Genomic DNA, 18,289 nt, shown 5'->3' on the forward strand with positions numbered 1-18,289 from the left:
AGTTTTGTGCTGGAGATCGGGCAGCGCCTGGCGGAAGGGGACGGCTATGGGACGAGCGGTCGGGATCGATCTGGGGACCACGAACTCGGTGGTAGCGGTGCTGGAGGGCGGGGAGGCGACGGTCGTCGCCAACGCCGAGGGAGCGAGGACCACACCCTCGGTCGTGGCCTTCGCCAAGAACGGCGAGGTATTGGTCGGCGAGGTCGCCAAACGGCAGGCCGTGACCAACATCGAGCGCACCGCGCGCTCCGTGAAACGCCACATGGGCAACACCGACTGGCGCTTCCCGGACACGGGCGCCATCGACGGAACGCGGTACCGCGCCCAGGAGTTGTCCGCGCGCGTGCTGCAGAAACTGAAGCGGGACACGGAGGCCTACCTCGGCGAGGACGTCACCGACGCGGTGATCACCGTCCCCGCCTACTTCGACGACTCCCAGCGCCAGGCCACCAAGGAAGCCGGCGAGATCGCGGGCCTCAAGGTCCTGCGGATCATCAACGAACCGACCGCCGCCGCCCTCGCCTACGGCCTCGACCGCGGCGAGGAACAGACCGTCCTCGTCTTCGACCTCGGCGGCGGCACCTTCGACGTCTCCCTCCTGGAGATCGGCGACGGCGTCATCGAGGTCAAGGCCACCAACGGCGACACCCACCTCGGCGGCGACGACTGGGACCAGCGGGTCATGGAGTACCTGGTCAAGAAGTTCCAGGGCCAGTACGGCATCGACCTCGGCAAGGACAAGATGGCGCTGCAACGCCTGCGCGAGGGCGCCGAGAAGGCGAAGATCGAACTCTCCTCGGCCACCGAGACCACGATCAACCTGCCCTACATCACCGCCTCCGCCGACGGCCCGATGCACCTCGACGAGAAACTGACCCGCGCCCAGTTCCAGGAACTCACCGCCGATCTCCTCGACCGCTGCAAGACGCCCTTCCACCAGGCGGTCAAGGACGCCGGCGTCAAGCTCTCCGCCGTCGACCACGTCATCCTCGTCGGCGGCTCGACCCGGATGCCCGCCGTCACCGACCTCGTCAAGGAACTCACCGGCAAGGACCCGCACAAGGGCGTCAACCCCGACGAGGTCGTGGCCGTCGGCGCCGCCCTCCAGGCCGGTGTCATCCGCGGCGACGTCAAGGACGTCCTGCTCCTCGACGTCACCCCGCTGTCCCTGGGCATCGAGACCAAGGGCGGCATCATGACCAAGCTCATCGAACGCAACACGACCATCCCCACCCGGCGTTCGGAGATCTTCACCACCGCCACCGACAACCAGCCCTCGGTCGGCATCCAGGTCTACCAAGGTGAGCGCGAAATCGCCGCGTACAACAAGAAGTTGGGCGTCTTCGACCTCACCGGCCTGCCGCCCGCCCCGCGCGGCGTCCCGCAGATCGAGGTCGCCTTCGACATCGACGCCAACGGAATCATGCACGTCTCGGCCAAGGACCTCGCGACCGGCCGGGAACAGAAGATGACCGTCACCGGCGGCTCGGCGCTGGCCAAGGACGACATCGACCGCATGATGCGCGAGGCCGAACAGTACGCCGACGAGGACCGCAGGCGCCGCGAGGCCGCCGAGACCCGCAACCAGGCCGAACAACTCGTCTACCAGACCGAGAAGTTCGTCCGCGAGAACGAGGAACGCATCCCGGCCGACACCAGGTCCGAGGTCGCGGCGGCCGCCACGGAGGTGAAAGCTCTCCTCGAACACGAGGCGGACACCGCGGAGTTGCGCGCGGCCGTGGAGAAACTCGCCACCGTCAGCCAGCGCATGGGCCAGGCGATGTACGCCCAGGCGGCCGCCCAGCAGTCACCCACGGAACAGGCGGAGACGCCCACGGAACACACCTCGCCCCAGGAGGAGGAAGGCGTCGTCGACGCGGAGATCGTCGACGACGAACGCGAGGCGAAGGGCGGCGCGGCCTAGCTCACGGGCCGCCCGCCGGGCGTGGTCGGCAGGGTGGCGCGGACCGCGTGCAGGACGGAGGCGTACGGCGTGCCGAAGTCGGCCAGCCGGGCGCGGAGTCGGTCCAGCGCGGCGCGGTACTCGGTGAGCAGGTCGAGGTTGCCGGTGCGGGACGTGAACTCCAGGACCGCGGGCAGGAAGTCGGGCAGCTCCCCAGCGGTGAACTCCAGCCCGTGCGCGCGGTAGAGCTCTTGGAAGCGGACCAGGGACATACCGCGCCCGAGGGTGTCGCCGTCGTGCCACCGGCTCAGGTACAGGCTGTGCCCGTTCTCGAAGTCGAAGACCCGCACGTAGTGCGCCGCGAGTTCCCGGGGCGGGGTGAGAGCCGCGTGGTCGACGAACTCCCTCAGTTGCGGAGCGGCCTCACGCAGCAGGGGGAGCCGGGCGCGGAAGTCGTCGTCGGGGTAGGTCAGGCACAGCGCGGCCGCCTGGTACAGCACGGCGTCCGAGGGCATCAGACCTCCCTCGCGCGGACCTGTGCGGCGGCGACGAGTTCGATGGCCTCGCCCCACGCGGCTACGGGATCCTGTATACGATATTCCGCGTCTGTCCCACGGCCCCTGGCCGCCCCGGCGGGCGGTGTCCGTATGTCCGTCACCTGCGCTCCCTTGCTCGCCCGTGGTGTCGAACCTAGGGCGGGGCAGGGGAGCGCACCCGTTCACGGCACCCGTACGGGTCAGAGCGCGCGGGCGTACGGGGTGTGGCTCCCGGGCGGTACGGGTCAGGCCTTCAGCGCGACCCCGCCGTAGACCGGGACGATGCCCTCCGCCTGGGCGGCCACGTCCTCCGGCTCCGGGCGCCAGCCGTAGACGGCGATCACGCCCGGGCCGAGCAGCTGGAGGCCGTCGAAGAAGCGCGAGAACTCGGCCAGCGAACGCGGGTAGAACGGGGTGCCGCTGCGCCGGAAGTGCTCGGCGGCCTGCGCGATGGCCTCGGGGCTGAGATCCGGGGTGACCTGCGACAGCACCAGGTAACTGCCCGGGGCGAGGACGTCGACGTACCGCTTGATCAGGCCGTACACGTCGTCGCCGTCGGTGTCGTCGCCCAGGTAGTGGGTGAGCGCGACCAGCGACAGCGCGACCGGCTGCGTGAAGTCGAGGGTCTCGCCGGCCAGCCGCAGAATCGTGTCCGGGTCACGGACGTCGGCGTGCACGTACTCGGTACTGCCCTCGGGCGCGCCGTGCAGCAGCGCCTCCGCGTGCCGCAGCACGATCGGGTCGTTGTCCGCGTACACGACCTTCGCGTCCGGGGCGACACCCTGCGCCACCTGGTGCAGGTTCGGCTCGGTGGGGATGCCGGTGCCGATGTCCAGGAACTGGCGTATCCCGGCCATCGCGGCGGTGCGCGTCGCCCGGTGCATGAACCGGCGGTTGGCCCGCGCCCCGCGCACCGCCGTGCCGTCCGAGGCGAGGATCCGGCGCGCCAGCTCCTCGTCCACCGGGTAGTTGTCCTTGCCGCCGAGCCACCAGTCGTACACCCGCGCCGGATGCGGCCGGCTGGTGTCGATACGGGTGGGCGCGGCTTCGGATCCGGTCATGCGGTGTCGTCTCCTCGGGAGTTCGGGTCGGTGTGCCGGGCCGTGCTGTACTGCCGGGCTCTGCTGTGCGCTGCCGGGCCGTGCTAGAAGGTCTCGCGGTAGTCCCGCAGGATCTTCTTGGTGCGCTGTGCGGACGCGGCGTGCGCCGTCATGTGGTCGAGGACCTCCAGATGCGCGGAGACCTCGGTACGGGAGTCCAGATACAGGGCGCCGGTCAGATACTCGGTGAACACCATGTCGGGCAGCTCCGGTTCGGCGAAACGGAACAGCGAGAACGGGGCGTACGTCCCCGGGTGCGGGCCGTTCTCGAACTCCGCGACCTGGAGCGTGACCCGGTCGCGCTCGCCGAACTCCAGGAGCCTGTCCAGCTGTTCGCGCATCACCTCACCGCGCATGCTCACCGGACGCCGCAACACCGTCTCGTCCATGATCACCCAAAGGTGCGGCGGATTGTCCCGCTCCAACAAGCTCTGCCGTGCCATCCGCAGGGACACATGACGCTCGATGGTCTCCGGACCGGTCTGGCCGATCGTCCCGGCCTCCATCACGGCCCGCGCGTAGTCCTCGGTCTGCAACAGGCCCGGCACGAAGTGCGGTTCGTACGAACGGATCAGCCCGGCCGCGCCCTCCAGGCTCACATACAGGCTGAACCACTCCGGCAGCACATCGTGGAACCGCTGCCACCAACCTGGCTGATTCGCCTCCTCGGTGAGCGCGACGAACGCGTCGGCCTCCTCGTCGGCCACCCCGTACGTGCTCAACAGCACCTGTACGTACGGCACTTTCAGCGCGACCTCGGCCATCTCCATCCGCCGTACGGTCGCCGGAGCCACCCGCAGGACCTGCGCGGCCTCCTCGCGTTTGATGCCGGCCGCCTCGCGCAACTCCTGGAGCCTTCTGCCCAGCACTACTTGACCCACGGTGGGCGCGGGCCGCCGTTCACTCACGCCACGCCTCCCCATACGCGCCGAAGTCTGGGGGCAGTGTGCCATGTTCCGGCCGTCGTCTCAGCGGTTCGGAGGTGATCATCCATCAGTCCCCCAGCCCACGAAGGTACTTGGCCGTCGCCGGATCGGCCGGGAGGAACGTCTCGATCGCCAGCTCCGAGACCGTCACATCCATCGGAGTGTTGAACGTGGAGATCGAGGAGACGAACGACAGCACCCGCCCCTCGTGCTCGATCCGCATCGGCAACGCGAAGTACGGTACGGATGCGTCCCGTTCGGCCTCGTCACCGGCCGCATCCGGCACCGGATACGCGGCGACCTCCTCATACAGCGCCCGCAGCGGCTCGGACCGGTGCAGCGCGATCTGCCGCTCCATCTGCGCGAGGAGATGCCCGCGCCATTCACCCAGATTGCGGATGCGCGGCGCCAGGCCCTCGGGGTGCAACGTCAACCGCATGGCGTTCAGCGGCGGTTGGAGCAGGAACTCCGGCACACCGTCCAGCAGCATCGTGATGCCCCGGTTCGCCGCGACCACCGTGTAGACGGCGTCGACCACCAGCGCCGGATACGGCTCGTAGCCCTGGATCAGCCGCTCCAGACCCTCGCGCAACGCGCCCAACGCCGGGTCGTCCAACGGGGTCTCCGGATAGCGCGGGGCGTAACCGGCCGCCAGCAGCAGGGAGTTGCGCTCCCGCACCGGCACGTCCAGATGCTCGGCCAGCCGCAGCACCATCTCCTCGCTCGGCCGGGATCGCCCCGTCTCGACGAAGCTGATGTGCCGCGCCGAGGAGTCGGCCCGCAACGCCAGCTCCAGCTGACTGACCCGCCGCCGCTCCCGCCAGGCACGCAGCAACGGGCCGACACCCCTGCCCGCGGAGGTGTCCGTACCGGTCGCGACGATGGTCATACGCACGACCGTAGTCGAAGCGGCCCGCCCGTGAACGAACCGAGGAACCCGTCCGGGGGAGCCGTGTACCGAACCCACCCCGGGGCACTCTTCCGACCAGGCACGCGGCCGCCCCCCTGTGGCACGCTGAAGTGGCCGAAGAGGGACCCGCCCCCCAGGAAGGACCGAGGCCATGCCCGTCGCACCGCTGTCGCAGAAGGAGATCGAGGACCGCCTCGCGGAACTCCCGGGCTGGTCCACCGACGCCGACCGCCTCACCCGCACCTACCGGCTCGGCACCCACTTCGCGGCCACCGCGATGGTCGTCCACATCGCCCAGGTCCAGGAGGGACTCGACCACCACTCCGACCTGACCCTCGGCTACAACACCGTCACCCTCACCGTGAACACCCACAGCGTCGGCGGCGCGATCACCGACCTGGACTTCCAACTCGCCCGCAGAGTGGAGGACTTGGCACCCGGACACGGCGCGACCTGACCGCCCGGGACAGGGACGGATCCTCCGGACGACATGGACGGGTCCTCCGGGCATGGACCGGTCCACGACGGCGACACAGGACACACGGCACACGGCACAGGACACACGACACAGGAAAGGGCAGGACGAACGCGCGTGCTCGACTACGACAAGGAAGCCGACGCCTACGACGCGACACGCGGCGGCGAGCCCCGTGCCGCCGCCGCTGCCGAAGCCGTACTCGGCCTCGTCCCGAAGGACGCCCGCGCCCTGCTCGACGTGGCCTGCGGCACCGGCATCGTCACCCGTCGCCTGGCCGCCGCCCGCCCCGGCCTGCGGGTCACCGGCCTGGACGCCGCACCCGCCATGGCCCGCAAGGCGGCGACCCGGCTGCCCGGCGCCGTACTCCTCGCCGACAGCCGCCAACTCCCCTTCCCCGACGGGGTGTTCGACGCCGTCACCACCATCTGGCTACTGCACCTCGTGACGGGCCCCGAAGACGCCGGGGCGATCATCGCGGAGTGCGCACGGGTACTGCGACCGGGCGGGGTGTACCTCACCACGGCCGACAAGGCCGCCGCCCACGACGTCGGCAGCGACATCGACGCCGTCCTCGCCCCGCGCCCACGCCGCCCCGCCCAGGACCGACCGGACCACATCCGCGCCTACGCGGCCCAGCAGGGCCTGCACCCGGCGGGCACGGCCCGCTTCCGCGGCCACGGCCAGGGCCGCAGCCCCCGCAGCACCGTCGCGGACCTGCGACGCGGCTGGTTCACCATGCTGCCGCCCGGCGAACCGCTCACCGAACGGTTCGCCGAGCGACTGCGACTGCTGCCGGACCAGGAACGGCCGCGCCCGGACCCCGAGTTCACGATCCTGGCCTTCAGGAAGCCCCCGGCCGGGTGAGGTCCGTCGTCCAGTCGACCACCCGACGCGCCCCTCGCCCGCCCGAGCGGCGCGCCGAACTGGCCGAAAGACACGGCAACTTGCCCACCGGCAGCGACGACTGAGAGCACGGAACCCGTCCGTCCTCCCAGGAGGTACGTCACGTGAGCTACCCGCACCCGCAAGTGCGCCCGCACCCGCGCCCGCCGCACCGGTCCCGCGGACGAAGGGCCGTACTCTCCGCACTGACCGCCGCCGCGGCCCTGGTCCTCGCCGGTCTCACCAGCGGCACAATCGCCCAGGCCGCCACCGCCCGCCAGGTCGAGGCCCTCGACCGGGGCGTCGTCAGCGTCCACACCGACAGCGGCAATCTGGTCAGCTGGCGCTGGCTCGGCACCGACTCCGACACCGTCTCCTTCAACGTCTACCGCGCCGGTACGAAGGTCAACTCCGCCCCGATCAGCGGCTCCACGAACTACTTCCACGCCGGCGCGCCCGCCCAGGCCGACTACACGGTCCGCGCGATCGTCGGCGGCGTCGAACAGGCCGACTCCGTCCACGCCATCCAGTTCCGCACCGGCTACAAGGATGTCCCCATCACCCCGCCCGCAGGCGGCACCACCCCCGACGGCGTCGCCTACACCTACGAGGCCAACGACGCCTCCGTGGGCGACCTCGACGGCGACGGCCAACTCGACTTCGTCCTCAAGTGGCAGCCCACCAACGCCAAGGACAACTCCCAGTCCGGCTACACCGGAAACACCATCCTCGACGGCGTCAGACTCGACGGCACCCGCCTGTGGCGCATCGACCTGGGCCGCAACATCCGCTCCGGCGCCCACTACACACAGTTCCAGGTGTACGACTACGACGGCGACGGCAAGGCCGAGGTCGCCATGAAGACGGCCGACGCCACCGTCGACGGAACGGGCACCGTCATCGGCAACTCGACGGCGGACTACCGCAGTTCGAGCGGCTACGTCCTGTCCGGACCCGAGTACCTGACCATGTTCGACGGCCGGACCGGCAAGGCGATGAGCACTGTCGACTACGTCCCGGCCCGCGGCACGGTCTCCTCCTGGGGCGACTCCTACGGCAACCGCGTCGACCGATTCCTCGCCGGTACCGCCTACTTGGACGGTTCCCGCCCCTCCCTGATCATGGCGCGCGGCTACTACACACGCACCGTCATCGCCGCCTGGGACTGGCGGAACGGCGCCTTCACCCGCCGCTGGACCTTCGACACCAACTCCTCGACCAACACCGGCAAGGGCTACGACGCCCAGGGCAACCACCAGTTGGCGATCGCCGACGTCGACGGCGACGGCAAGGACGAGATCGTCTACGGCTCGATGGCCGTCGACGACAACGGCTACGGCCTGTGGACCACCAAGAACGGCCACGGCGACGCCCTGCACGTCGGCGACCTCGACCCCGCCCGCCCGGGCCTGGAGGAGTTCAAGGTCGACGAGGACTCCTCGAAACCGTCCTCCTGGATGGCGGACGCGAAGACCGGCGCGATCATCTGGTCCACACCCGCCAACGGCGACAACGGCCGGGGCGTCTCCGGAGACATCTGGGCGGGCAGCCCCGGCGCCGAGTCCTGGTCGGCGTCGGAGAGCGGAGTCCGCAACCCCCAGGGCACGGTGGTGGCCACCCGCAAGCCCTCCAGCACCAACTTCCTGACCTGGTGGGACGCCGACCCGGTACGCGAACTCCTCGACTCCACCCACATCGACAAGTACGGCACAACCGCCGACACCCGCCTCCTGACCGGCACCGACGTCCACTCCAACAACAGCACCAAGGCGACCCCCACCCTCTCCGGGGACATCCTCGGCGACTGGCGGGAAGAGGTCGTCTGGCCCACCACGGACAACATGGCGCTACGGATCTACTCCACGCCGTACGAGACGACCACCAGGATCACGACCCTGCTCCACGACACCCAGTACCGCACGGCCCTGGCCTGGCAAAATACTGCATACAACCAACCGCCCCACCCGAGCTTCTACATCGGCGACGGTATGCCATCTGCACCACGGCCGACTGTCTACACGCCCTGACCGGGCTCCCTGACCGCACTCCCTGAGACAGGCGACTGCGCGCGCCGTGGTACGCGCAGCCGTCCTCTCACTCGCCCCGCTCAGGCGACCGCGCAGGCCTGGTCGCCCACCTTGAACGACGTCGGCTTCGTATTCACCCCCGACCAGCTCCCCGTGAACCCGAACCCCACTGACGAACCCGCCGCCACCGTCCCGTTCCAGCTCACGTTCTTCGCCGTCACGGCCGCGCCCGACTGGACCCAGTCGGCGTTCCACAGTTGACCGATCTGCTGCCCGTCCGCGAAGGACCAGCCAAGTGACCAGCCGTTCCAGGTGGTTGAGCCGGTGTTGGTCACCTGGACGTCGGCCTGGAAGCCGCCCGCCCACTGGTTGGTGATCTTGTATGTGACCGAGCAGGCGCCCGTGGGAGGCGTCGGATCGGTGCCGCCACCCCCGCCCCCACCGCTGCCGGCGTCGGAGGAGTCGCCGTAGACGACCCCACGCCCGTTCGTCGACACATACACTCGCCCGTACACCCGCGGGTCACCGGTGATCGCCGCACCCGTCCAACCCCACTGGTGCGCGTCGTCGTTGATCCGTGTCCAGCTCACGCCCTTGTCGGTCGAGCGGAAGATGCCGCGGACACCGCCGATCCTCGCGCTCGTGTAGAGCGTCTGGTACGAGGCACCGGTCGCCGCCTTCCCGAAGCCGATGGTGTCGGCCTGGCCGACGTTCGCGAGTTTCGCGAACGTGGCGCCGCCGTCCGTGGAATGCCACAGCCCGTACGCCCCGTCGCTCGCCCCGCCCGCCAGCCAGACGTCCCCCTTCGTACCGGGCAGGGCCTTGAACCGCACGCTGTCACCGCTGGGCAGCCCGCCGGCCGAGGACGCGGTGAAGGTCGCCCCGCCGTCCGAACTCACATAGAACTTCCCGGACTTGAAACCGTAGAAGGTCTTGGCGTCGACCCGGTCCGACTCGACGAGCGCGCCCGCCGGAATTCCGCTGGACGCCGACCACGACGAACCGAATCCCACGGTGTACTGCACCCCGGCACCCGCCGGACTCCACACGAACCGGCTCCCGTCGGCCGCCGCGGCGACGGTCCCGCCCCCGCTGACACCCGAAGGATCCGTCCCCGCGAACCAGTTGGCGCCGTTGTCCGTCGAGAACGCGATGTGCGGCCCCGAGTCCAGATTGCCCACGCGCACCACCGTGTTGGGATTGGCCTCCGCGAAGTCGAGACTGGTGGTCGTGGTGAAGTTCGGCGAAGTGAACATCATCGAGGGGACCTTGGAGAGATCCGTGTGCCGGAACCCGCCGATGTCGCCCAGCGCGCTGAGGAGTTGGGCCCCACCGGACGGGGGAGCGGCGAGGTCGTTGACGGCCGTCTCCTCCAGCCCCTGCACCATCGGCCTCACGGTGAACTGGCCGCCGCTGTCCCAGTTCGTCAGGTTCTCCGTGCCGTAGAGCGTCGCACCCGTCCCGTACATCATGCGGTTCGAGTTGAACGGGTCGATCTCCAGCGACTCCATCATCCAACCCAGTTTCGGGGCCTGTTCGGGCGGCGATGGATTCGCCCCGAAGGTCAACCAGGGCGAGGAGGACACGTCCATGGTGAAGCGGTTCGAGCGGTTGGGATACGACGTGTAGTCCCAGGCCTTCGTCCAGGTGCCGCCGCTGTCCGTCGAGCGGAAGATCTGTGTGTCCGGCCACCAGGAGCTGTACGCCGTCGCCATCACGGTCCCGGGACGCTGTCGGTCGACGGTCAGCCCGCTGAAGCCGTAGTAGGTGTCGGCCTCCGCGACCGGACTGATGTTCGTCCATGTGCCGGTCGCGGTCGCGTACCGCCACAACTGACCCTTGCCGCCGTCGTACGGACCGCCCTTGTCGCTGTATGCGATGTACAGATAACCGTTGACCGCATCCAGTACACCCTTGTGCGCCAGATACCCCGTCGGCTGCCCGGCCACCCGGCTCCACGTCACGCCCGCGTCCGTCGACCGGTACACGGCGTTGGCCTGGTCCGCGACACCGACATAGATCGTCTTCGTCGCGCTGCCGGACGTACCCGTCGACTCGTCGAAGGTGACCCACACGATGCCCTGGTTGTCGCTGGCGTAGCCGCTCGTGTCGGTCGGATCCTGCACATAGTTGCCGACATTCGGGAAGTTCGTCACCTGCGACCAGGTCACCCCGGAGTCCGTCGACCGCCACAATCCCTTCCCGCTGGGCGCGCCCAGATACAGCACGCTGTCCTTGTTCGGATCAACCGCCAACCGCTCTCCCATACCGCGCCCCGGCATGTTCCCGCCGAGCTTGAACGGCAGATCGGTCTTCTGCCAACTCGCGCCCCGGTCCGCCGACCTGAGCACGGCCCCATTCGTGGGATCCCAGCTGTTCGTATACGTGCCGACGGCCGCGTACACCTTGTCCGGATCGACGGAGTCGGACGCGAGGCTCACCACCCCGGTGTGCCCCCAGTCGTCCCACCCGACCGAGTCCAGCAACGGCGTCCACGTCTTCGTCGCCTCCTGCCACCGGTAGGCACCGCCGATGTCGGTACGGGCGTAGGCGAGGTTCTTCTCCTTCCGGTTGAACACGATGCCGGGCACGAACCCGCCCCCGTCGATCCGCGCGTTGTGCCATGTGTAGGTGTCGGCCGCGAGCGCGGTGCCGGGTGCGTCGGCGGCGAGTGCGGACGGCCCGCCCGCAAGCAGGCCGGCCGCGAGCGCCACAACGGCCATGAGGATTCGAGTTCTTCGCACGATGGGGTCCTCTCATGAAGAGGGGGAGACACGAGTGCCGGGCGACCCCCAGTGCGGGTGGGGGCCGCCCGGCGGCAGCGCCCCTTAGGGGCGCGGGGAACTGCGCGACCAGCCACAACGGACCCGCAGTCAAAGAGCAACCCGACCCACGGAACTACTCAAGAAGCTCCGCATAAGACCCCATCGCCAGCGCGACATCCGCCTGCGCCCAGAACCGGTGATACGTGAAGACAGGCGCGGCCCCGCCCGCCAGATAGCTCTGGATCTTCGACCACGCAGGATCGTTCTTGTAGAAGGACCGCAACGAGGCGAACGTGGAAGCGGAGTTGACCGCGTCCCCGTTCGGCATCGTCCCGCTCCACCCGCTCGGCACATACACGCTGTCGTCGAACCGGTTGTAGTCCGCGCGGGTCTCCGGCACGGCGATGCCGAGGCTGTCCTGGTAGTTGCTCCACATACCGTCGAGAAGCGCCTTCGCCGTCGTCTTCGCCGCGGCGGAACCGGACTTCGCGGCGTAGTACGTCAACGTCTTGGCATACGCGGCCGCGACACCGACGTCATTGGTGTAGTCGGCGACGGTGACATGAAGTCCCGTGTTCGCACCGGGACTTGACGCGTTCCAGGTGTCGGGCTGCCCCGACCACTGAAGCGTGGAGGGGATCAGATACGTGCCGTCCGGGTTGACCGTGGTCTTGGACAGCGCCCACGCCACCCACTTGTCGAGAACCGCCTTCGCGCTGGCGTTCCCCGTCTGCTGGTAGTACTCGGCGACCCGCTCCATCGACCACGCCTGGAAGCCGAACCACTGGTTGGACGGCGGGTCGTGGTAGACGGGCTGCTGGTCGTAGTACATGCCGTAGAACGTCGAGGTCCCGGTCGGCGGACTCGCGTACCGCCCCTGCCAACTGTTCGTCGCCCCACCGGCGATGGCACCCTCGCTCGACTGTAGCCAGCGGTAGAACTCCAGCTGCCGGGTCAGCGAGGTACCCCAATCCGCCGCGCCCGTCGCGGACTTGGGCTTCAGGTCCGCGTACGAACTCAACGCGTAGGCGGCCAGGGGGTTTTGATAGCCCCCGTGCACATGGCTGGACCCGATGCGCCACGCCCAGCCCGCGCTGCTGTCGTTCGCGCCGCCCCACGCGTAGTACCAGGACAGCAGATAGTCCGAGGCGTCCTTGCCGGTGCCGGCCGGGCAGGTGGACGGCCCGACACAGTTGCCGATTTTCTTGAAGTACTTGTCGTACATGGCGTACCGCAGATAGTCGCCCATCTTCGCCGCCTTGCCGACCGTCGCGGAGACGTCGGCACCCTTGCCCTGCTCCTTGGCCCAGGTGTCCGCCCAGTACGCGGCCTGCACGGCCCGCGCGTCGGCGTCCGGGGCGTCGGTGTACTTCCACTGCTTGGCGTACGAGGAGTCACCGGTGAAGAGGTCCAAGTACCCGTTCGTACCGCCGTACTTGAAGGCGTCACAGGTCGGCTGAGGCACCGTCTCCCACACGGACTCCTGCGGTCCGCGCTGGAAGGTGTTGATGTACGACGGCCCGCTCGCCGTCGGCCCCGCCTCGCACCCGCCGCCCGGTGTGTCGCCGTAGCCGTAGGTGTTGTCGACATCCTCCAGCCAGTGCATACCGTAGACATCGTCCGTACCGTATGCGGTCTTCAGTTCACCGGCGATCGGATCCGATCCCACCGGCACCGAGGTGTCGAGCTTCGCCGGATACTCGTTCGGGGTGTCCAGTTCGGGGGCGTAGGTCGCCGGTTTCGAGGCGTTGTAGAAGGAGTTCGTCGGCTGGTCGGCGTGGGTGGGGATCATGTACTTCTCCATGAGGGCCCAGGCGCCGTTGAACTTGGACCAGTCGCCCGTCACCTTGCCGTACATCGCCTGTAGCCACAGCAGATAGCTGTACGCCTCCGACGTCGTCTCGTGCCCCTGGTCCGGCGCCTCGACGATCAGGGTCTCCACCGAGTGGTAGGGGATGCCCTGGGGCGAGAAGTAGCCGTTCGCCGGGTTGGTGATCCTGCCGTAGAGGTCCAGGAAGCGGGCGTCGTACGCGTTCGCCGCCGCCAGCTCCGTCGCCGTGACCGTCGCTTTGGTGAAGCCCGTCGCCGTCGAGTCGAAGGACGCCGAACCGGTGCCGGACGCGTCGGCCGTGACGGTCACCGTCTGCGCGGTGTTCCAGTTCGACGGCGTGAAGGTGAGCGTCCCGCCGCCGGTGACCGACAACCCGGTGTTGCCGCTCGCGCGGGCTGTCGTCACGGTCACGTTCGACGACGGCTGCGAGGACAGCGACACCGCGTAGGTGCCCGACTTCCCCTGCTGGACGCCCAGTTGGGTCGGGGAGGCCACGATCGCGGGTCCCGAGGCGACCGTGATGCCGACCGGCGCGGACGTACCGGACGCGCCCAGGCTGTCGTACGCCTTCGCGACCAGCGAATGACTGCCCACGGACAAACTGGAAGTCGAGAGCGAGTACGGCGATGTCGTGTCCGTGCCGAGCAGCGTGGTGTCGTCGTAGAACTCGACCTTGCTGATCGTCGCGTTGTCGGCCGCCGCCGCGGTCGCCGCGAGCGGGATGGCCGCCCCCTGCGTGTAGATCGCGCCCGCGTTCGGGCTGGTCAGCACAGTGATCGGCGGTTGATGGGCGCCGACGCAGGTGGTGCCGTTGATCGCGAACGAGGTGGGCGCGGTGTTGGTCCCGCTGTAGCCGAACTGCGCGCCGGTCGAGACGGCCGCGCCCGCGGCGATCGTCCCGTTGTACGACGCGTTCGTCACCGTGACGGCGCTTCCGGACTGGGACCAGGTGCCGTTCCAGCCGTTGCTGAGCTTCTGATTGCCCGTGTAGGCGTAGGTCAGGGTCCAGCCGTTGATCGCGTCCGTACCCCGGTTGGTGAGGGTCAGATCCGCGGTGAAGCCGGAGCCCCAGTCATTGGTCTTGTAGTCCACGCTGCACTGAACTGTCGCCGCCTGAGCGGGAGTTGTACCCGTCGCGAGCATCGAGACGGGAAGTGCGAGGGCCGCCACGACAGCGGTCCACAGTCGCCGCGTCAAACGGCGTCTCCTTCTGGGGTGCATGTGCTGGTTCCTCCTTGCGGCTCGGAGGGGTGGGGGCGGAGCAGCAACAAGCCTTGAACCAGTGGGAGCGCTCCCATCGTGGGGACGGGGGTGAGAGCCGTCAAGGTGCTTACGGAGTCGAAAAGATTCGACAGGCGCGGGCTGGGGGAAAGTCAGCGAAAGTCTGTGACTCCCCTGTCCTTTACCGTCACTTGGCGCTACCTTCCTGGACACCAGTGGGAGCGATTCCGTCAGTCGACGCGTCCGTACGACGCGCCCGAGCTGCAAGGAGTCGCTCATGCGACATCCCCCGCGTTCAATCCTTTTAGCCGTCGCCGGCGCGACCACCCTTGTCGGGGCCATGGTCGTTCCGGTCGTCACGGCGTCCGGTGCCACCCCCGCGTGCACGGTGGAGTACTCGGTCACCAGCCAGTGGGACACCGGATTCCAGGGCGCAGTGCAGATCACCAACAACATGGCACCGGTGAGCAGTTGGAGCCTGACCTTCGACTTCGCCGGCGGCCAGAAGGTCAGCCAGGGCTGGAACGCCAAGTGGTCCCAGTCCGGCACGACGGTCACCGCGACCAACGAGAACTGGAACGGTTCGCTCGGCACCGGCGCGAGCGTCGGCGCCGGCTTCCTCGCCAACTGGTCCGGGAGCAACGCCGTACCGTCCGCGTTCAAGCTCAACGGCACGACCTGCAACGTCGATTCGGAGCCGACACCACCGACCTCGCCGCCTCCGACCTCACCGCCGCCCAGCGGCAGCGCGCCCGCGCTGCACGTCTCCGGCAACAAGCTGCTGGACGCCGGCGGCGCCAACCGCCGTCTGCTCGGCGTCAATCGCTCCGGCGGCGAGTTCATGTGCGTGCAGGGCTACGGCATTTGGGACGGCCCGGTGGACGACGCGGCCGTCGCGGCGATCGCCGACTGGAAGGCCAACGTCGTCCGCATCCCCCTCAACGAGGAGTGCTGGCTCGGCCTTTCGAACATCAAGCCCGAGTACGCGGGCGCCAACTACATCGCCGCCGTCAAGGACCTGGTGGCGAAGGTAGAGGCGCACGGCATGACACCGATCGTCGAACTGCACTGGACCTACGGCCAGTACACCGGCAACTCGGCGGGCTGCTCCGACGTGCACGCTACCTGCCAGAAACCGATGCCCGACGCGCAGTACACCCCGTCGTTCTGGTCCTCGGTCGCCAGCACCTTCAAGGCGGACCAGGCCGTCGCGTTCGACCTGTTCAACGAGCCCTATCCGGACCGCGCCACCTCCACGACCACCCAGGCGTGGCAGTGCTGGCGGGACGGCGGCACCTGCCCCGGCATCGGGTATGAAGTCGCCGGTATGCAGGATCTCGTCGACGCCGTACGGTCGACCGGCGCCAGGAACGTGATCATGGCCGGCGGGCTCGCGTACTCCAACGACCTGAGCCAGTGGCTGGCCTACAAGCCCACCGATCCGACCGGCAATCTCGTCGCCGCGTACCACGTGTACAACTTCAACACCTGCGCGAGCGAGAGCTGCTGGAACTCCCAACTCGCCCCCGTCGCGGCCCAAGTACCGCTGGTGGCGGGGGAGATGGGCGAGAACACCTGCTCGCACGCCTTCGTCGACCAGGTCATGAAGTGGTTCGACGATCGCGGGCTCTCGTATCTCGGCTGGACCTGGAACACCTGGGACTGTTCCGCCGGTCCGTCGCTGATCTCCGACTACACCGGTACGCCCACCGCGTACGGCATCGGGCTGCGCGACCATCTGCGCGCCCTCAACGGATAGGCGCCCCCGCACAGCAACAGCGCACACCGATAGCGCACATCGCACATCGCGCATCACACATCGAACAGCGCTCACCGCTCACCGCTCACCGCTCACCGCAGCACCCGCATCCAACTTCCTTACCAGACAAGGAAACCCGCACTCATGAGCCGTACCAGAACAGCGTTGCTCGCTGCCTTGGTGCTCGTCGCCGGGGCCTCGGGGACGGCGGTCGCCGTCACCCCCTCCTCGGACGTCGGTATCGCCGCGATCCCGTGCAGCGTCGACTACAAGGTGCAGAGCCAGTGGGACACCGGCTTCACCGCCGCCGTCACGATCACCAACAACTCGGCCGCCAAGTCGAGTTGGGCCGTGAAGTGGGCGTACGCCGGCAACCAGAAGGTCACCAGCGGCTGGAACGCAAAGATCAGCCAGAGCGGGACCGCCGTCACGGCGGCCAACGAGACCTACAACGCGAGCCTGCCGACCGGGAGTTCGGTCAGCTTCGGCTTCAACGCCTCCTACAGCGGCACCAACGCGCTCCCGACCGCCTTCACCCTCGACGGCGTGACCTGCAACGTCGACGACGGCAGCGGCGGGGGAGGCGGCGGTGGCGGCACCGATCCCGGCACGCGGGTCGACAACCCGTACGCCGGCGCCAAGGTGTACGTGAACCCGGAGTGGTCGGCGAAAGCCGCCGCCGAGACCGGCGGCAGCCGGATCTCCAACCAGCCGACCGGTGTCTGGCTCGACCGTATCGCCGCCATCAACGGAGTGGGCGGCGGCATGGGCCTGCGCGCCCACCTCGACGCGGCGCTCGCCCAGAAGGGCACCGGCCAAGAGGTCGTCCAACTCGTCGTCTACGACCTGCCCGGACGCGACTGCGCGGCCCTCGCCTCCAACGGCGAACTCGGCCCGACCGAAATCGGCCGCTACGAGACCGAGTTCATCGACCCGATCGCCGCGATCCTCGCCGACACCAAGTACGCCTCGCTGCGGATCGTCACCACCATCGAGATCGACTCACTGCCCAACCTCGTGACCAACACCGGCGGCAAGGCCACCGCCACCCCGCAGTGCGACACCATGCTCGCCAACGGCAACTACGTGAAGGGCGTCGGCTACGCGCTGAACAAGCTCGGCGCGATCCCCAACGTCTACAACTACATCGACGCCGGACACCACGGCTGGCTCGGCTGGGACGACAACTTCGCGCCCGCCGCGAACCTCTTCTACCAGGCCGCCAACGCCGAGGGCGCGACCGTCAACGACGTGGCCGGGTTCATCACCAACACGGCCAACTACAGCGCCCTGAAGGAGAACAACTTCACCATCAACGACAGCGTCAACGGTGTCTCCGTGCGCCAGTCCAAGTGGGTCGACTGGAACCGCTACGTGGACGAGCTGTCGTACGCCCAGGCGTTCCGCAGCCAGTTGGTGTCCGTGGGCTTCAACTCCGGTATCGGCATGCTGATCGACACCTCCAGGAACGGCTGGGGCGGCTCGGCCCGGCCCACCGGTCCCGGAGCGACGACCAGTGTGGACACGTACGTCGACGGTGGCCGCTACGACCGCCGCATCCAGGTCGGGAACTGGTGCAACCAGTCCGGCGCCGGCCTCGGCGAGCGTCCGCAGGCCGCCCCCGCGACCGGGATCGACGCCTATGTGTGGATGAAGCCGCCGGGTGAGTCGGACGGCTCCAGCACGGCCATCGCCAACGACGAGGGCAAGGGCTTCGACCGCATGTGCGACCCGACGTACACGGGCAACGCCCGCAACGGCAACAACATGTCGGGCGCCCTGCCGAACGCCCCGCTGTCCGGGCACTGGTTCTCGGCCCAGTTCCAGCAGTTGATGGCGAACGCGTACCCGCCCCTGTAGATCGCATACGAAAACTGTCTGCGGTAGTCGCAGACAGTGATCGTGTAACGCATCGCACATGGCATACACCCCCACCCCCGCCCCCGCCCCT

Annotated in this window: 12 protein-coding genes; 6 read left to right on the forward strand and 6 right to left on the reverse strand. The window is 68.7% G+C overall.

Annotated elements, in window-relative coordinates; all coding sequences use genetic code 11:
- The first annotated feature begins 46 nt into the window (after nucleotides 1-46).
- Nucleotides 47-1,924 carry a molecular chaperone DnaK gene (dnaK, locus tag ACWIHT_RS13180; RefSeq protein ID WP_456167486.1) on the forward strand — a complete coding sequence of 626 codons (1,878 nt, stop codon included), beginning with the start codon at nucleotides 47-49 and terminating at the stop codon, nucleotides 1,922-1,924.
- On the opposite strand, the gene narJ is transcribed toward dnaK, so the two are convergent.
- The 4 genes from narJ to ACWIHT_RS13200 all read right to left on the reverse strand — a co-directional run bounded on the left by narJ (nucleotide 1,921) and on the right by ACWIHT_RS13200 (nucleotide 5,354).
- The gene (gene narJ, locus ACWIHT_RS13185) at nucleotides 1,921-2,418 is read right to left on the reverse strand and encodes a nitrate reductase molybdenum cofactor assembly chaperone (RefSeq protein ID WP_456167488.1); all 498 of its coding nucleotides are present in this window, start codon (nucleotides 2,416-2,418) and stop codon (nucleotides 1,921-1,923) included. The genes dnaK and narJ overlap by 4 nt on opposite strands.
- A gap of 266 nt (nucleotides 2,419-2,684) precedes the next feature.
- Nucleotides 2,685-3,500, reverse strand: coding sequence for an SAM-dependent methyltransferase (locus ACWIHT_RS13190; protein WP_456167490.1), 816 nt, complete (start codon nucleotides 3,498-3,500; stop codon nucleotides 2,685-2,687).
- Between the two features lie 83 nt (nucleotides 3,501-3,583).
- The gene (locus tag ACWIHT_RS13195) at nucleotides 3,584-4,447 is read right to left on the reverse strand and encodes a helix-turn-helix domain-containing protein (RefSeq protein ID WP_456167492.1); all 864 of its coding nucleotides are present in this window, start codon (nucleotides 4,445-4,447) and stop codon (nucleotides 3,584-3,586) included.
- Between the two features lie 85 nt (nucleotides 4,448-4,532).
- The gene (locus ACWIHT_RS13200) at nucleotides 4,533-5,354 is read right to left on the reverse strand and encodes a helix-turn-helix domain-containing protein (protein ID WP_456167494.1); all 822 of its coding nucleotides are present in this window, start codon (nucleotides 5,352-5,354) and stop codon (nucleotides 4,533-4,535) included.
- 172 nt (nucleotides 5,355-5,526) lie between these two features.
- On the opposite strand from ACWIHT_RS13200, the gene ACWIHT_RS13205 reads away from it, so the two are divergent.
- The 3 genes from ACWIHT_RS13205 to ACWIHT_RS13215 all read left to right on the forward strand — a co-directional run bounded on the left by ACWIHT_RS13205 (nucleotide 5,527) and on the right by ACWIHT_RS13215 (nucleotide 8,762).
- Nucleotides 5,527-5,832 (forward strand): 4a-hydroxytetrahydrobiopterin dehydratase, encoded by a 306-nt coding sequence (locus tag ACWIHT_RS13205; protein WP_456167496.1) that lies wholly within the window; start codon nucleotides 5,527-5,529, stop codon nucleotides 5,830-5,832.
- 135 nt (nucleotides 5,833-5,967) lie between these two features.
- Nucleotides 5,968-6,717, forward strand: a complete 750-nt coding sequence (locus ACWIHT_RS13210; protein ID WP_456167498.1) for a class I SAM-dependent methyltransferase — start codon at nucleotides 5,968-5,970, stop codon at nucleotides 6,715-6,717.
- Nucleotides 6,718-6,860: 143 nt separating this feature from the next.
- A complete protein-coding gene (locus ACWIHT_RS13215) occupies nucleotides 6,861-8,762 on the forward strand; it encodes a rhamnogalacturonan lyase (RefSeq protein ID WP_456167500.1) in 1,902 nt (633 codons plus the stop codon).
- A gap of 80 nt (nucleotides 8,763-8,842) precedes the next feature.
- Here the strand turns inward: ACWIHT_RS13215 and ACWIHT_RS13220 are convergent, their stop codons facing one another.
- Entirely contained in the window at nucleotides 8,843-11,506 is a 2,664-nt protein-coding gene (locus ACWIHT_RS13220; RefSeq protein ID WP_456167502.1) for a cellulose binding domain-containing protein, read from the reverse strand.
- Between the two features lie 154 nt (nucleotides 11,507-11,660).
- Nucleotides 11,661-14,579 (reverse strand): glycoside hydrolase family 48 protein, encoded by a 2,919-nt coding sequence (locus ACWIHT_RS13225; protein ID WP_456167504.1) that lies wholly within the window; start codon nucleotides 14,577-14,579, stop codon nucleotides 11,661-11,663.
- A gap of 277 nt (nucleotides 14,580-14,856) precedes the next feature.
- Between ACWIHT_RS13225 and ACWIHT_RS13230 the strand changes: the two genes are divergently transcribed.
- Together ACWIHT_RS13230 and ACWIHT_RS13235 are read left to right on the forward strand one after the other, a co-directional pair.
- Complete coding sequence (locus tag ACWIHT_RS13230) at nucleotides 14,857-16,338, forward strand: cellulase family glycosylhydrolase (RefSeq protein ID WP_456167506.1); 1,482 nt, start codon at nucleotides 14,857-14,859, stop codon at nucleotides 16,336-16,338.
- Nucleotides 16,339-16,482: 144 nt separating this feature from the next.
- Nucleotides 16,483-18,198: a glycoside hydrolase family 6 protein gene (locus ACWIHT_RS13235; protein WP_456167508.1), complete on the forward strand. Its 1,716-nt coding sequence runs from the start codon at nucleotides 16,483-16,485 to the stop codon at nucleotides 18,196-18,198.
- The last annotated feature ends 91 nt before the right edge of the window (nucleotides 18,199-18,289 follow it).

The sequence above is a fragment of the Streptomyces sp. NPDC002276 genome, assembly GCF_053891435.1.

What these genes read in the sequence shown, in the direction of transcription:
- ACWIHT_RS13230 (WP_456167506.1), top strand. Translation starts at nt 14,857, where the DNA reads ATGCGACATCCCCCGCGTTCAATCCTTTTAGCCGTCGCCGGCGCGACC.
- ACWIHT_RS13200 (WP_456167494.1), bottom strand. Translation starts at nt 5,354, where the DNA reads ATGACCATCGTCGCGACCGGTACGGACACCTCCGCGGGCAGGGGTGTC.
- ACWIHT_RS13205 (WP_456167496.1), top strand. Translation starts at nt 5,527, where the DNA reads ATGCCCGTCGCACCGCTGTCGCAGAAGGAGATCGAGGACCGCCTCGCG.
- narJ (WP_456167488.1), bottom strand. Translation starts at nt 2,418, where the DNA reads ATGCCCTCGGACGCCGTGCTGTACCAGGCGGCCGCGCTGTGCCTGACC.
- ACWIHT_RS13190 (WP_456167490.1), bottom strand. Translation starts at nt 3,500, where the DNA reads ATGACCGGATCCGAAGCCGCGCCCACCCGTATCGACACCAGCCGGCCG.
- dnaK (WP_456167486.1), top strand. Translation starts at nt 47, where the DNA reads ATGGGACGAGCGGTCGGGATCGATCTGGGGACCACGAACTCGGTGGTA.
- ACWIHT_RS13235 (WP_456167508.1), top strand. Translation starts at nt 16,483, where the DNA reads ATGAGCCGTACCAGAACAGCGTTGCTCGCTGCCTTGGTGCTCGTCGCC.
- ACWIHT_RS13225 (WP_456167504.1), bottom strand. Translation starts at nt 14,579, where the DNA reads ATGCACCCCAGAAGGAGACGCCGTTTGACGCGGCGACTGTGGACCGCT.